Below are 15,140 nucleotides of genomic sequence, written 5' to 3' on the forward strand. Positions count from 1 at the left end.
GTGTGACTGCCGTATCTGTAATCCATGTTGCACCTCCAGTACAACACAGTATTGCAGCTAAAGCTGACCGACTAAAGTCGGTGGTTTTAACCTTTCATATGGAAGAATAAAATCCTATTGGGATAGGTTCTTATAATCTATATTCTTTTAAAATGCTCGATTAACAATATACTCAACAAATGTTTTTTTCGAAGCTAGATAACTCTCCGAGCAGAGTACACCGTATACCACCAAAACTCAGTCTATATTTTTATTAAAGGCACCCAGTTTATTAGTTTTCATCATTTCATCCAGCCAAAAGTCAACAGGTGAACGATTATTTAGATTTTTTTCCATATCTTTCATTACAGCCCACGACAAGTTTAAATTTTGATATGAAACTGTATAGTTCAAATGGTGGTAATGGAGGACTTGGAGGTAACGGCGGAAGTGGTAATGGGGTTAGTGGTGGTAGTGGAAATAAAGGGAAATAGTAGTAAATATTAAAACTAACTTTAATATCCTTTGCTTTTTTAAGGTTGATGCTTTTCTAAGTAAATGATTGCTAATATAAAGTAATTTAGGGTAATTATATGATTAATAAAAATTTGTTTTTTTTGTTTAGCTTAACTATGCCTCTATTATTTTCTACATCAAGCTATTCAGCACAAATAAATGAAACTGTTAACTGCTCTGTCCTTGACGGGGAAAAAGGTGAAAATGGTAAGAATGGTACTCCTGATTGTAAAAATGGAGGTAACGGCGGCAATGGTGTAACTGGTAAAAATAAAGGAAGAGGTGGGGATGGTGGCAATGGTGTAAATGGAGGCAATGGTGGGGATGGTGGTAATGGTGTAAATGGAGGCAATGGTGGGGGTGGAACTGATGAGGTATAAAATACAACCAACCCCACATTGACTCAGATTTTCTCTGTTAATACGACAGAACCATCAAAAGTATTAATTTTAGTTATTAAATTTTAAACATAAAAAACCAGCATAACCCGGTAATAGGATATGCTGATTATTTTTCCCTATGACTTAATAGAAAATTATCACGGCGTTATTTAATAACGATGTCTTACATGAAATAACTCAATCAAAATAATCAGAAATTAACTGAATATGTTCACCCTGTAATTGTCCGGATTCATCTAATAACCCAATCCACGCTTTCATATAGTCATATTTTGCCTGAGAGAGTTCACGACGGGCGGTATAAAGCTGTTGCTCGGCATTCAATATATCGACATTTACCCGCTGCCCCAACACCACACTTTTTTGCGTCGCTTTTACTTGTAATGCAGCCGCTTCCACTACCGTTTCATAGGCGCGTATCCGTTTTTCACCATTCACACAAGCGTTATAATTGCGCCGCAGTGCATTCAGGGTTTCCCCCGTCTGCGCATCCATTTCGAATTTAGTCTTGCCATAATTTGCGGCTGATTGGCGCACCGCTGCTGCAGTGCCTCCGCCATTATAGAGATTCATGGACAGTCGTAAGCCAATGGAATCCGTCCGGTATTTTTGGTCGACACTGTTATCACTACTGGATTTATTTTCACTATGGGAAGCATAGAGTTCCAGTTTCGGCAGATATCCCGCCCGGTTACGCTCAATATCATGGTACGCTACATCCACTTTCTGGCGGGCAGCAGCCAGTTGTGGATTCTGACGTAATGCCCGTTGTTCCCAATCAGCGTAGTGTTCTAAATCCAATTTAATGGTTTTAAACCGTGGGGAATCAGATAAACGCTTAACCGGTACATCTGCTGGCAACGGTACACCAACTAATAACTGCAAACCACGAATAGCAGCATCCAGTTCATCTTGCACCGCTAATTCATCAGCCAAGACCTGACTGTAACGCGCCTGGGTTTCCGCTACATCGGTACGGGTGCCTTCACCGGAAGCAAACAATTTCTGGTTGCGTTCCAGTTGCTCCTCATAAGCCGCCCGCTGTTGCACAACCTGTGCCAATCGATCCTGCGCATAAGCTACGGCCACATAACTGTTCACTACCCTGACCGCCAATTGCTGGCTATCCGCCCGAAAGCGACTATCACTCATCAAAGCATAAGCCTGACGAGTTCGATAACGCGCCCATACCTCGAAATCGATCACAGGTTGAGTCAAAATAATCGCACCACTATAGCTGTCATACTGTCGATCACGACTCTCCTTGATGCTTCTTCCCCGCTGGTCTAAAGATTGCGAATCCATCCTCTGCCAATTTTTGGGAGCATTCTGGTAACTGAAAGATAACTTGGGCAACAGTTCCGCCAGCCCAAGATTTTTCTCCTCCTGTCCCGCTTCCTGCTCTTTGATCGCAGCCTGAAACGTTGGATCATGCTGCAATGCCAGCGCATAAGCCTCCGTTAAGGAAAGCGCGCTGGCGAAACGGGGAAATATTAATATCGACATCAGCAACACTGACGCTGGCAAGAATTTCCTGAAAAATAGGGGAGATAAAGAAGTCCGTCTATTGGCAAAACTGTGATACATCAACATTCCCTATTACTCCTCAATCAGTGAGGTAGACGCCCTGTCCATTAACGGCTTGAACAGATAACTCAACAACGAACGCGAACCTGTTTTGACGAATACCTCAACCGGCATCCCCGGTTTGATATTCAATCCTGCCAGTTTCTCCATGCCTTCAGGACTGACTTTCAATCGCATCTGATAGTAAGGCTCTCTTGTACGCTCATCCACCAAACGGTCAGCCGAAACCACCATCACCTTGCCTGTGACTTTCGGCGTCCGGTTCTGGTTAAACGCAGTAAACATCAAATCAACATCTTGCCCCACGGTAACTTTATCAATCAGGTTCACCATCAAACGCGCCTCAACTTCCAGCGCACGCTGAGTTGGCAGGATCTCCATTAATTTCTCACCCGCCGCCACGACGCCACCTTGGGTAAACACGGTTAATCCAACCACTGAGCCATCCACTGGCGCAATAATAGAAGTATGTGACCGATCAAATTGTGCCGTTTCCAGCTTATTTCCCAGCTCATTCGCCAGAACCTGTACATCGGCCAATTGGCTGCGCACTTCGCGTTGATAATCTGCCTGACGCTGGATAATCCGCTGCTGCGTTTCCTGCCTCTGCTTTTCAAGCTGACCAATTTTTCCTGTCATTTCCGCGATACTGCCACTTAATTCACTTTGGCTACGCAGTAATTCCAGATAGCGGTTGCGGGGGAAATAACCCTCTTCCGTCAGGGGCCGCAAGTTCGTCACCTGCTCTTTAAGCGAAACTTGCTGCTGCTGTTTACTCACCAAGGCTTCCCGCAACCCCTTGATTTGAAAATTCAGTCCCTCTTCGGCTTGCTGCATTCCCGCCAAATCACTGCGCAACATTTCACGACGTGATAAAAAAAGCTGTTTTTGCAAGGCCAGAGTCTCGTTAATGCGTGGCTCCGACGGCTGATCCAATAACATCGACGGAAAAACAATAGCGTCCTGCCCTTGCTGCTCGGCCAAAAGTCGGGCTTCTGTTGCCAGTGTGGTATAAAACTGCTGCTTCAGGGAGTCAATTTGTGCATTAACCTGCACCTGACTGAGCTGAACCAAAACCTGCCCGGCCTTTACGTGTTCCCCCTCTTTCACCTGAATTTGACTAATAATGCCATTAAGCGGAGACTGTATCGTTTTGCGATTACCATCAACGACGACAGTACCAGAAGAAGCCACCCCTTTATCGAGTGGCGCAAATGCCGCCCAGATGGAAAATCCCACAATACCGAGTCCAATAATCAACCAACCTATTCGCAGGTAACGATTTGCATCCAGCGGCAATAATTCCGACACCTCATTTTGGGCATCCTTTGCGTTAGTCTGATAAGACATCTTTACTCCCAGATCGAAATATCCCAAGGATTGAAATATGGCTGAATCATGTTATGAGGCACGTTCGACCGCTTTTAACTGTGACGAAGATTGAGACAGCGCCGCCATCACTTGCTGGGAAGGGCCAAACATTTTCATTTTCCCCTGTACCAACAGCAAAATTTTGGTTGTTTGCGAGAGCAATGAAGGCCGGTGAGTGATAACGACCACGGTTTTCCCCTGTTCCCGTAATTGTGCGATCGCATGACTTAAGGCTTTTTCGCCAATATCATCCAGATTCGAGTTAGGTTCATCCAACACCACAAGCGATGGGTTGCCATACAAGGCACGAGCCAAACCTATTCGTTGTTTCTGTCCACCGGATAACCCCATGCCACCTGCGCCAATAACCGTGTCATAACCCTGTTCAAGATTGAGCACTAATTCATGGACACCGGCTTTTTTTGCCGCTTCGATAACTTTTTCCGGTTCAACGTCATTAAAACGCGCGATATTCTCCGCAATCGTGCCGCCAAACAATTCAATATCCTGCGGCAGATAACCAATGGATGCCCCTAACTCATCTTTATTCCATTGGTAGATATCCGCATCATCAAGCCGTACAACACCTTCTTGCGCTGGCCATATCCCTACCAGCAGGCGAGCTAATGTCGATTTCCCTGACGCACTGGGGCCAATCACACCCAGCACTTCACCGGCATTCAAGGCTAAATTGATATCCTGCAAAACATGTTGGTTATTGGGTGATGATCCGTTTTGCGTAGCCTGAAGTACCCGCGTTTTATTCGGTGGCATTGCTGATACTTTTTCCATCAGTAACACACCCTTAGGCTGCGGCAATGACATACCACTTTTACGTTCCGGTTGTGCTTTCAGTAGCTTGTCCAGCCGTTGCCAGGACAAGCGAGCAGCACTCCAGCTCTTCCAGGCCTGTATCAACTGTTCAATCGGCGACAACGCTCTTCCCATCAAAATGGAACCGGCAATCATCATCCCGGGTGTGATGTTGCCTTCAATCGCTAACCAACCCCCCAGACCAAGAATCAACGACTGCAAGGCCATACGTACTGTTTTAGTCAGTGCCGTGATAGCGGCTGAACGTTCACTGGCAATACGCTGAAAATTGAGAAAACGCTGATGCAAGTTAAACCAACGACGGCGCAATGCTGGCAACATACCGAGCGCTTCGATCACTTCGGCATTACGCAGGTTGGTACTGGCTAAGTTGGCGGATCGTAAAGAAAGATGACTGGCTTCCGCCAATGGCGCTTGAGATAACCACTGGTTCAATACCGCCAGCATGATCAATATGATCGCCCCAAGTAGCGCCAACAATCCCAAATAGGGGCTGAACAAAAAGATGACGCCAAGATAGACCGGAAACCAAGGGGCATCAAAAAAGGCAAACAGGGCATTGCCGGTCAGAAACTGGCGGATGGTCGCCAGATCATTAAGCATTTGCCCTGCATCGGTGGAACCATTTTTCAGATTGGATTCATAGGAAGCGGTATAAACCCGCTGGTTCAGGCACATATCAAACTGACTGCCGATACGGATCACTACCTGGCTGCGGATATATTCTAGTCCGCCCATCATGGCGAACATACCCAGTGTGATCAACGTCAGCATCAGCAAGGTTATTTCATTACTGGATGGCAGTACGCGATCATAGACTTGCAGCATATAAATCGTAGGAACCAGCATCAGCAAGTTGATGAATGCCGTAAATAATCCAATAGTCCAGAAGACCTTGCTGCGTGCACGGATAACACCCGTGATTTCATCCTTCGGAAAACGTAATTTCACTGCGATCCCTTCATCGTTAACGGAGCAAAACAAATCGTTATTTATATGCACCACTGAATGTCATGACCAGTTCCCTGCCATCAACAAAGTAAGCAATCCACTGTTCTGACTCAGGACTGAAAAAGGCCAAACTATTGCCATCATTATCGGTCAATGTGATGCCATCTGGAGATGGATACCATCCTGCAACAGGCTGCCCAATCAACTCAGTGACACACGCATTCCCTTTCAAAGCCCAAAGCGAACCTTCGGGTAAACGGGTATCGGTCAGTTCAATACTGCACAGCTTATTTCCATCGGAGAGTTGCCATAACCCTTTTAACTCACCCGCAGTTGGAAGCCTCAAACTACTCGCCATACATCCTCCGATAAAAAAGAGAGAAAAAATTATTGATAAGAGCAATTTTGATCTATAAAACCGACCGCTACAAAGCAAGAAATTCACCATTTCTACCTTTCCATCATATCCATAATACTGCCGTATCCCGTGGGGAGTACGGCAATATTTTATTAATGTGATGACATCAATTAGACGATGAAATCTGTTTCAGTTAACGGTTGACCGACAACTTTCACCAGAAAATCGTTGCCAGCCAGATCACCACCAAGGCTGATTTCCAGATCGGTGACCTCATTCACTTCATCATAAGTGAACAACACTTCGCCCGCCTTACCTGAGAATGAATCGACAAATTTAATATCGCCAGTACCTCCGAAATTGAATTCAGACAGATCGATTTTGTCTTCACCCGAGACGAAATCGTGGATCCAGTCTGGATTGTCTTTCAGAGATTCTTTGCCATCCAGGTAAACAAAGGTATCGTTACCTTCACCGCCCCACAGATGATCACCGCCCAGGCCGCCATAAATGATGTCATCACCTGCGCCGCCTTTCAGGATGTTGTCTGCGCTGTTACCGACCAGAATATCGTCGCCGCTGCCACCAATCGCATTCTCAATAACGACACCACGGGCGATAGAAACGTTGCCTTTCAGGCCACCAACATCAGAGAAAGCACCTTCATTCAGGTTGATACGCTGATTTTGAGTAAAACCAGAGAAATCAAAAGTATCTTCACCACCCGCATCCCAGACACTGAACACCAGTTTGCTGTTCGCATCAGTTGCGGTCATAAAGTCGCGGCCAGTATTAGAATTGAAACCATATATGGTGTCTCCCGTCCGGGTTTCCATATTCGCACCATACAGCTCCTGAATGGCAGAGATATCATTCAACAGAGGTGCCGATGAATATTCATATTTAAAATCTTGGCCTGTATATTTTTCACTGAAATAACTCATGACTGTATAGGCACGAGAATCTTCGAAATATTCGGCTTTAGTGATATAACCTGGACGCACTTTATCAGAAGCATCGTAATCGGCAGGGTGCTCCAATCCTAGTGCATGGCCAATTTCATGGGTGAAAGTCTGGCGAGCATATCCATTCACATCAATATCATTGTCTGTAAAAGTATGGCTTGTCGCGTCATACCATGTAAAAGCGGTTTTTTGTCCTTGCGGCAGAGTGGCAAACGCATAATCACCGTCGTCACTATGATCAAAGAAACCAAAAGTAATATTCGCTTTTCTAACACTACTGACTTCGGTAAATTTAATATTGGCAACGTCAGACCAGGATTGCAAAGAAAGTTTCGCAGCTTCTTTTTGTTCTTCATTAAAAGCACTGAAACCAGAAATTTTAAACAACGGCATGATAGCCGGTTTCGATTCCATGAAATGGTACGATAATTCCAAGGTGCCAGAAGAATCAACATACTTATTGGACCACTTATAGTGACCTCGCAGAAGCTTATCAGGTGCATTGTCTCCTAATGGACCATGCGCAACCCGAATAGAGGCATCGTAATTTGGAACATAGGCTTTAAGAAATGAATTAACTTCCTGGACGGAATTGGAATCAGATAACCCCGTATAGGTATACTTTTTCTTTGAGGCCATATCAATCTCCTGTAGAAACAAGACAAATATCCTAATAACCCGAAATTTTGATAATAACGGAGGTAAGAGTTTTAAATTCTTTCTAAGCCCCACTTAGAAATAAAACTCCAGAATAAAATAGCGTTAGTTACTGTCTGTGTAAAAATAATTAATATACTTTTTTAGAATACATATTGAACAAATTTAATTTATGTAATTAATTATTAATTTCTCACTGAAATTTTTTTGATAATAAAAAAACAACATGATTTAGTAATAAATAATGTTGTTTTTATCTGCTGGAAATTGATTTTAAGAAAGGATTATCTCTTTACCTGTTTTTTCTCTGCCTTTTTAAATATGGGTTATTTTTTATTCAACTTGAAATTAATTCTATACCAATCTCACTTCAAGATGCGTCTTATATCTCCCCCGCGAAGCGGAGGAGATATAAATCATCACATTGTGTATTTGGGATAAGGGTAACTGAAATCGTTGAATTAAGTGGTATGACAACAAATAAATAGAATAATAAGACGATAGGTAGAATAAGTGCTGCCAATAAGGCAGCATACTTAATAATAAAGAATTGTATTAATAATCCCGATTAGTGGCATACACAGACCAAATACGACGGATGTGTACAGTGATCTCTTCACGATCGTGATACAGGTGTTTCGCCTGAATCTGAGCATTCACACCATTCTCTTTCAATTGCTGTTCTATTTTTTGCAACAGATGAGCGACTTCCTCATAACGCTTTTTCATCGGCAACTTAAGATTGAATATCGCCTCACGGCACCAGCTTTTTACCAGCCAATCCGTCATCAATTGGGCGACTTTGGCAGGTTTTTCAACCATGTCACAAACCAGCCAATAAATGTTTTTCACTGATGGTTCAAATTTAAAACCATCCACACGATGATGCTTTACCTGACCTGTGTCCATTAAGCTATCAGCCATCGGCCCATTATCTACCGCATGAACCATCATACTGCGTTTTACGAGTTGGTAAGTCCATCCTCCCGGGCAAGCACCGAGATCGACGGCATGAAGGCCGCTACCCAGACGCTCTTCCCATTCGTCATAAGGAATGAATATATGAAAGGCTTCTTCCAGTTTCAGCGTTGAACGGCTTGGGGCATCCGAAGGGAATTTAAGACGAGGAATACCCATATAAAAACGGGAATTATTATTGCTGTAGGAATACCCAACATAGCAACAGCCCGAAGCGATGAAAAAGACATGAATAACAGGACGACTATAGTTTTCCTTTACCAGCAGAAGTTTTTCCTGACGCATCGCATTACGCAGCGGAACAGTAAACTTACGGCAGAACTTCATCAACTCCTTGCCTTCATTGGTATCCGGCACCTCGACACGCAGCTCACCCGCCTTCTCAATGACACCGCTCAACATACCAACAATCGGGGTAATGCGATCTTCCTGCGGCAAATCTTTCAGTAATTCGCCCACAACCAACATTTGACGAGCAAAAACCAATTCACCAAACGGTATTTCACGGATCAGGCGATCCGCATCATCGGGTTGATAACACTCAAACAGCACATATCCACTGTTTTCTTTCACACGGGCAAAACCGTAAATTTCTCTTTTACCCGCCTGATCGGTAATCTCTGCCGCACACTCTTTTTCAAAACCAGGGCGACAATATAAAGCAACTTTATTCATGGCTAAGCGCCGATTTCCTTAGACGCAGAGCGCCAATTAATACACATAACCAACCAATGAGAAAACTGAACCCACCAATTGGTGTCAAATAAACCAAAAATTTTAGCGGTAAAAAGGCCAGACAATAAAGGCTGCCACTAAACAGCACAATTCCCGCCGTAAAAAAAATTCCACTCCAACCAAACAGCGTTACAGGCTGGCGCATCAACAAAGCAGCCAGAATCATCATGGCGAGTGTATGTAGTCCTTGATATTGCAGGCCGGTATGAATCCATTCCATCTGACGTGGTGTCAGGATAGGCGCTAACATATGTGCTCCCATCGCGCCTAATGCCACGTAGAAAAAACCACTGATCCCAACAAAAATAAGCATAGTTCGACTGCTCATCACAGGCTCCTGTCTCTGTTTGTCAGTTATTAGGTGTATTGGGTAATAAATCCTAACCTTGCTTGCTCAGTTGCGGCCTGGGTTAGTATCCATTTGCGGAAAGCCGCAATCTTGCCCAATTCTGCCTGATTATCGTGGCAAACCAAATAAAATGCATTCTTACTGACCAAAACATCATTAAATGGGCAGACAAGGCGCCCTGCATCAATTTCATTTTGTGCCATCACATTATTGGCTAGCGCAACACCTTGACCATGCACCGCCGCCTGGATCACCATCGCACTATGGCTGAATATTGGCCCTTGCTGGACATTAATCTGTTGCTGCATATCAAGCTGGCGAATATAGGCTTGCCAATCCCGGCGGGATGAATCATGCAACAGCGTATGCTTGGCAAGATCGGCGGGCGTTTTCAATGGGCGATCTCCCGTCAGCAGCGCAGGAGAACAGACAGGCAGCAGATATTCGGGATAAAGGCGATCAGTGCGTAACCCTGGCCAGTTGCCTCTGCCATAAAAGATCGCGACATCAACATCATCAGCCAGTTTATCTTCTTCCCGATCCACTGCCTGAATGCGAACATCAATCCCTGGAAAGCTCTGATTAAAACCTGAAAGCCGAGGTACTAACCACTGAATCGCAAAACTGGGGGATAAACTAACCGTTAACGCGCCCTTGGCACTGCGAGCCTGAAGTTTGCGAGTCGCGTCATTGATAGCAGTAAAAATCTCCTTGATATCGAGATAATAACTCTGCCCCTCTTCCGTCAACAATAACGAACGATTGCGACGACGAAAAAGCTTTAATCCCAGGAAATCTTCCAGACTTTTCATTTGATGGCTAACAGCGGCCTGAGTCACAAATAATTCTTCTGCTGCTTTAGTAAAACTTAAATGACGGGCCGCGGCATCAAAAACGCGTAACGCATTGAGTGGAGGTAAACGTTTAGACATGTTCGTTTCTTATGTGTTCTTTTCCTATATAGGGGTGACGATACCGGTAACTCTTTTCATCCAGTTATTAGTTTTTGTAATCCGAAGCATTATAATTTGTCCATTGATGATATACCAGCAAATCCCTATAGTGTGCGCACTTCCTAAGCCGGAACGAAAAGTCTCTTTGTAGCGATACATTGAAGCTTTTGGCTTTGTGGTTGTGATGTTGTGTTTGCAAGTTGTCTGGGAAACCAGGCTTTGTAGCATAAGCTACTGTTTTTTTTCACTTCCTGTACATTTACCCTGTCTGTCCATAGTGATTTTTTATTGCACCGCAGTTGCGGTGCTTTTTTTCCCTGCTTTCTCCTGTAGAATTCCCTGTCTCTTGATTAAAGAAAATCTTATTCTTTATCACACAACGATTAAATTAGCAGCGTTTATGAAAGCCTTTGACTCAGAAAAATTCCGCCAGCAGTTTCCTGCCCTGCAACAATCCACCACATTTCTGGACAGTGCCGCCACAGCATTAAAACCGGCATGTATGATTGAGGCGACCGAACACTATTACCAAAACCACAGTGCAACAGTACACCGCAGTCAACATGCCACTGCGCAGGCCATGACTGCCCGTTATGAGCAGGCTCGTTCACTGGTGGCGGAATTGATCAATGCGCCATTGCCTGAAAATATTATTTGGACAAAAGGAACTACTGAGTCCATCAATCTGGTTGCCCAAAGTTACTTTCGCCCTCGTCTGAATGTTGGTGATGAAATCATTGTCAGCGAGCAGGAACACCATGCTAACCTGTTACCGTGGCTAATTCTGGCAGAACAAACCGGCGCTAAAATCGTTAAATGGCCGATTGGCAATCGACGCCAACCAGAAATCGATACCCTGGCAGAACTCTTGAATGAAAAAAGCCGCTTAGTTGCCATCAGCCAGATGTCTAACGTTACCGGCGCCGCAGTAGATTTGGCACAAGTTACCGCACTCGCCCATCAATATGATTGCCGTGTTTTGGTCGATGGTGCTCAGGGTATCGTTCACGCACCGGTCAATGTACAACAACTGGATATCGACTTTTATGCCTTCTCTGCACATAAACTGTATGGCCCAAATGGATTGGGTGTGTTGTATGGCAAAAATGAATGGTTGAATGCGATGTCACCGTGGCATGGTGGCGGAAAAATGCTAACTCAAGTTTCGTTCGATGGTTTCACACCGGAAGCCGTGCCTTATCGTTTTGAAGCGGGGACACCCAATGTTGCCGGTGTGGTCGGGTTTGCAACGACTCTGGAATGGTTGAAAACGCTTGATATCCAGCTCGCAGAATCCCATGCGATTGCCCTGACGGATTACACCGAAAAACAACTCAGCATGCTGGCGGGATTTAACAGTTACCGTGTAGCGGGTTCCAGCTTACTGGCGTTCAATATCGCCGGAATACACCACAATGATTTAGCAACGCTGATTGCCGAACAAAATATCTCTCTGCGTTCAGGCCAACACTGTGCTCAGCCATTGCTGGATGCCCTTGGGATCAGCGGCTGTCTGCGTGCTTCGTTCATGCCTTATAATAACCAGCAAGATGCGGATAGATTGATAAGTGCCGTAAAGTTTGCGCTAGCGTTGCTGCTGGATGATTGATATTGTCTTATTATTAGTGATACCTCATATAAAAACCTATCAAATATATTTTGGTGGGTTTTCAGCTTAATGGCGGAGCACTATCGAACTTTAAAGCCCCATTTTGTTGATCAATATTTAATTAAATTATTTTAACTTGATAAATTCGATTAATATAATATACCCATGTCACTTCAAGTTGATATTGATGTAATTTGATTTTATTCACATTTTTCCTTTCCCAAAAGTAAAGATAAATACCCCATGACACAACTCTCAGACACCATCTTGGCTCCGCATCCATTCGGAACAGAAATTACACAGCAGCAACTTATTGAAAACTTTCAGCAATGCAAATTGTGGGAAGATCGTTACCGGCAGCTCATCGGCCTGGCTAAAAAACTGCCTCCTTTAGCGGATGAACTAAAACAGCAAAATATCGAAAGATCCGGCTGTGAAAATCGCGTCTGGTTGGGGCATCAACCACTTGCAGACGGCCGATTGCATTTTTATGGCGATAGCGAAGGCCGTATCGTCAAAGGGTTATTGGCAATCCTGCTGACTGCCGTAGAAGGCAAAACCCCAGAGCAGGTTGTACAAATACCTTTGGCCGAGCTATTCCAACAACTCGGCCTGGAACAACAACTCAGTGGCTCAAGGCTCAATGGCGTGAAATCCCTGATCAATACTCTTCAGGAAATAGCGAGCACTTACATTCATTAGGTTCGCTTAAAGCATATTTTCCCGTTCAGCTTTCGCCACCATCTTTTTCAATGCGTGGGATACCGCAACAAAACCAAAAGTCGCCGTAACCATCGTTGCGGCACCAAAACCAGAAGCGCAATCCATTCGTTTGGAACCCTCCGCAGTGCTTTTGGCAGCGCAAACTGTACCGTCAGATTGCGGATAAACTAACTGTTCGGTTGAAAAAACGCAGTCAATACCTAATTTACCTTTGCCATTTTTCACTACGCGGTAATCCGACTTCAAGCGCTCCTTCAATTTCGCCGCTAACGGATCTTGTACCGTTTTGGCTAAATCCACCACCTGGATCTGGGTAGGATCAAGTTGCCCACCCGCTCCACCCGTCGTCACAAGCGAGATCTTATAGCGGCGACAATAGGCCAGTAACGCCGCTTTCGGCCGTACGCTATCAATGGCATCAATAACATAACTAAACTCTGTGGATATCAATTCAGCCACATTATCAGGGGTGACAAAATCATCAATGCAAGTCACCCGACATTCAGGATTAATCGCTCGTATCCGCTGTGCGATGACTTCCGTTTTAGGTAAGCCCACATTCTGTACCAACGTGTGCAACTGACGGTTGGTATTGGTGATGCAGACGTCATCCATATCAATCAACGTAATAGCACCAATACCGGTACGCGCCAGCGCTTCTGCCGCCCATGAACCCACACCGCCAATTCCTACAACACAAACATGGGAACGGGCAAATAATGAAAGCGCTTTCTGGCCATATAACCGCGCCGTACCAGCGAAACGCTGAAGATAAGCATCAGAGAGAGAAACTTGCATTGCTAAATAAATCCTGCATAAAACCTACCTCTATTGAGATAGGTTATCGATTGATCGTTTAAACTGGAGGGGATCTTACTGGTTTGCCGCCAAAAAACCAGATGATGCTTTCTTCAATACCCAAACACGGCCATAGTGATTATAAAAACCCGCCATTTCACCCGCTTTCTCCCCAACACCGTGATAAATATCGAAATGGTTCCCTTTGATGGCACCACCAACATCCAGCGCTACCATCAGGCGCATCCGATACTGGCCGGTAAATTTGCCCTTTTCATCCAGCACCGGCACTTCCGCCAGCAATGCTGTTCCAGGAGGGATTAATGATTTATCAGATGCTACCGACGCTTTTGCAATAAGAGGCACGGCACTGGCTCCTCTCACAAGCGTATAGGATTCAGGCTTAAAGAAAACGAATGAAGGATTCTGCTCCAGCACTTCTCTCACTTCGGCTTCACTGTGCTGTTCTCCCCATTGCCGGATAGCTTTCATCGACATTTTTTCGCTCGGTACTTCTCCACGGTCGATCAGCACCTTGCCAATACTGCGATAGGGATGTCCATTCTTTCCTCCATAGCCAAAAAAGGTCAACGGACGTCCATCGCCAAAATCGACATAACCACTCCCCTGAACTTCCATCATAAAATTATCCATCAGGGAGTTACTGTACCCGATAATAAATTTCTTGCTCAGTGCGCCTCTGTATATCTCGGCGCGACTTGGCAAGCGGGAACGTAAATGAGTTGGCATACGATACAGTGGATATTTAAACTCACCTTGCTGAGTATGTCGTGCTTGCAAAACAGGTGTGTAATAGCCGGTAAACTTCACGTTGCCGTATTTATCTTCACCTTCCATCTGATAAGACAGTAAACCGAATTCATTTAAATCACGGGTATCACCACCAGACAGCATCCAGCGTTCAATTGCATTAAATAATTCACGGTTATTGTCATAAAGACGAGGAGAAGCTTTGCTGATATATTCAACTTGAGTAGCAAAATCCTTGGCATTAACCGGAAAACCTTCGGCGTTAGGGATATTCACCAACTGGAGGCTTCGGGTAATTCGCCCATCCTTATACTGCTGCGCCTGATCAGTAGGTCGAAAATGGCATCCCGATAATAACGAAATGACAAATCCAAATAAAAGATATTTGCCCCAAATTCTCATATTACTGCCTTATCTCTAGCCATCACTTATTCAGACCACGAACAATATCAAACAGTAATAAATAATGAAATGTAGTTAGATTAAATAGCTTACCGTTTCAGCCAACCCTATCGAGTAAAAACAAAACAATCAGGCTATTTTAAAGCCAAAAAACAAACAATTTTAGTAAAAATCAATAAAAAAACTTGCAACCGTGTCGTTCC

Annotated in this window: 13 protein-coding genes; 3 read left to right on the forward strand and 10 right to left on the reverse strand. The window is 44.5% G+C overall.

All coding sequences use genetic code 11. The annotated features are described in order from the left end of the window. Window positions 1-572 precede the first annotated feature (572 nt). Entirely contained in the window at window positions 573-875 is a 303-nt protein-coding gene (locus IQ211_RS08280) for a hypothetical protein (protein ID WP_223281802.1), read from the forward strand. A 198-nt stretch (window positions 876-1,073) separates the two neighbouring features. On the opposite strand, the gene IQ211_RS08285 is transcribed toward IQ211_RS08280, so the two are convergent. The 8 genes from IQ211_RS08285 to IQ211_RS08320 form a co-directional block, all read right to left on the reverse strand. Further along, window positions 1,074-2,489 (reverse strand): TolC family outer membrane protein, encoded by a 1,416-nt coding sequence (locus IQ211_RS08285; RefSeq protein ID WP_189760679.1) that lies wholly within the window; start codon window positions 2,487-2,489, stop codon window positions 1,074-1,076. A gap of 6 nt (window positions 2,490-2,495) precedes the next feature. After that, the gene (locus IQ211_RS08290; RefSeq protein WP_189760678.1) at window positions 2,496-3,833 is read right to left on the reverse strand and encodes an HlyD family type I secretion periplasmic adaptor subunit; all 1,338 of its coding nucleotides are present in this window, start codon (window positions 3,831-3,833) and stop codon (window positions 2,496-2,498) included. 51 nt (window positions 3,834-3,884) lie between these two features. Next, window positions 3,885-5,639, reverse strand: coding sequence for a type I secretion system permease/ATPase (locus IQ211_RS08295; protein ID WP_189760677.1), 1,755 nt, complete (start codon window positions 5,637-5,639; stop codon window positions 3,885-3,887). A 37-nt stretch (window positions 5,640-5,676) separates the two neighbouring features. Then, window positions 5,677-5,997 (reverse strand): protease inhibitor Inh/omp19 family protein, encoded by a 321-nt coding sequence (locus IQ211_RS08300; RefSeq protein ID WP_189760676.1) that lies wholly within the window; start codon window positions 5,995-5,997, stop codon window positions 5,677-5,679. Between the two features lie 170 nt (window positions 5,998-6,167). After that, the gene (locus tag IQ211_RS08305) at window positions 6,168-7,601 is read right to left on the reverse strand and encodes a serralysin family metalloprotease (protein WP_189760675.1); all 1,434 of its coding nucleotides are present in this window, start codon (window positions 7,599-7,601) and stop codon (window positions 6,168-6,170) included. Window positions 7,602-8,174: 573 nt separating this feature from the next. Further along, complete coding sequence (gene rlmM, locus IQ211_RS08310) at window positions 8,175-9,272, reverse strand: 23S rRNA (cytidine(2498)-2'-O)-methyltransferase RlmM (protein ID WP_189760674.1); 1,098 nt, start codon at window positions 9,270-9,272, stop codon at window positions 8,175-8,177. After that, on the reverse strand, window positions 9,265-9,660 hold the full coding sequence (locus tag IQ211_RS08315; protein ID WP_189760673.1) for a DUF423 domain-containing protein: 396 nt from the start codon (window positions 9,658-9,660) through the stop codon (window positions 9,265-9,267). The genes rlmM and IQ211_RS08315 overlap by 8 nt, the downstream gene beginning before the upstream one ends. A gap of 29 nt (window positions 9,661-9,689) precedes the next feature. Further along, a complete protein-coding gene (locus IQ211_RS08320) occupies window positions 9,690-10,613 on the reverse strand; it encodes a transcriptional regulator GcvA (protein ID WP_189760672.1) in 924 nt (307 codons plus the stop codon). Window positions 10,614-11,034: 421 nt separating this feature from the next. On the opposite strand from IQ211_RS08320, the gene csdA reads away from it, so the two are divergent. Next, window positions 11,035-12,243, forward strand: coding sequence for a cysteine desulfurase CsdA (gene csdA / locus IQ211_RS08325; protein WP_189760671.1), 1,209 nt, complete (start codon window positions 11,035-11,037; stop codon window positions 12,241-12,243). Between the two features lie 243 nt (window positions 12,244-12,486). After that, window positions 12,487-12,945 carry a cysteine desulfurase sulfur acceptor subunit CsdE gene (gene csdE / locus IQ211_RS08330; protein ID WP_189760670.1) on the forward strand — a complete coding sequence of 153 codons (459 nt, stop codon included), beginning with the start codon at window positions 12,487-12,489 and terminating at the stop codon, window positions 12,943-12,945. Between the two features lie 6 nt (window positions 12,946-12,951). Here the strand turns inward: csdE and tcdA are convergent, their stop codons facing one another. Both tcdA and mltA read right to left on the reverse strand, forming a co-directional pair. After that, complete coding sequence (gene tcdA / locus IQ211_RS08335) at window positions 12,952-13,764, reverse strand: tRNA cyclic N6-threonylcarbamoyladenosine(37) synthase TcdA (RefSeq protein ID WP_189760669.1); 813 nt, start codon at window positions 13,762-13,764, stop codon at window positions 12,952-12,954. Between the two features lie 75 nt (window positions 13,765-13,839). Further along, window positions 13,840-14,937 carry a murein transglycosylase A gene (gene mltA, locus IQ211_RS08340; RefSeq protein ID WP_189760668.1) on the reverse strand — a complete coding sequence of 366 codons (1,098 nt, stop codon included), beginning with the start codon at window positions 14,935-14,937 and terminating at the stop codon, window positions 13,840-13,842. Window positions 14,938-15,140: the final 203 nt, after the last annotated feature.

The sequence above is a fragment of the Xenorhabdus griffiniae genome, assembly GCF_015163655.1.
Classification (GTDB): Bacteria; Pseudomonadota; Gammaproteobacteria; order Enterobacterales; family Enterobacteriaceae; genus Xenorhabdus; species Xenorhabdus griffiniae.

Bases quoted from the DNA above. Each gene is read 5' to 3' on its own strand.
- IQ211_RS08305 (WP_189760675.1), bottom strand. From the start codon at position 7,601: ATGGCCTCAAAGAAAAAGTATACCTATACGGGGTTATCTGATTCCAAT.
- tcdA (WP_189760669.1), bottom strand. From the start codon at position 13,764: ATGCAAGTTTCTCTCTCTGATGCTTATCTTCAGCGTTTCGCTGGTACG.
- mltA (WP_189760668.1), bottom strand. From the start codon at position 14,937: ATGAGAATTTGGGGCAAATATCTTTTATTTGGATTTGTCATTTCGTTA.
- IQ211_RS08320 (WP_189760672.1), bottom strand. From the start codon at position 10,613: ATGTCTAAACGTTTACCTCCACTCAATGCGTTACGCGTTTTTGATGCC.
- rlmM (WP_189760674.1), bottom strand. From the start codon at position 9,272: ATGAATAAAGTTGCTTTATATTGTCGCCCTGGTTTTGAAAAAGAGTGT.
- IQ211_RS08280 (WP_223281802.1), top strand. From the start codon at position 573: ATGATTAATAAAAATTTGTTTTTTTTGTTTAGCTTAACTATGCCTCTA.
- IQ211_RS08300 (WP_189760676.1), bottom strand. From the start codon at position 5,997: ATGGCGAGTAGTTTGAGGCTTCCAACTGCGGGTGAGTTAAAAGGGTTA.
- IQ211_RS08315 (WP_189760673.1), bottom strand. From the start codon at position 9,660: ATGAGCAGTCGAACTATGCTTATTTTTGTTGGGATCAGTGGTTTTTTC.
- IQ211_RS08285 (WP_189760679.1), bottom strand. From the start codon at position 2,489: ATGTTGATGTATCACAGTTTTGCCAATAGACGGACTTCTTTATCTCCC.
- csdE (WP_189760670.1), top strand. From the start codon at position 12,487: ATGACACAACTCTCAGACACCATCTTGGCTCCGCATCCATTCGGAACA.
- csdA (WP_189760671.1), top strand. From the start codon at position 11,035: ATGAAAGCCTTTGACTCAGAAAAATTCCGCCAGCAGTTTCCTGCCCTG.
- IQ211_RS08290 (WP_189760678.1), bottom strand. From the start codon at position 3,833: ATGTCTTATCAGACTAACGCAAAGGATGCCCAAAATGAGGTGTCGGAA.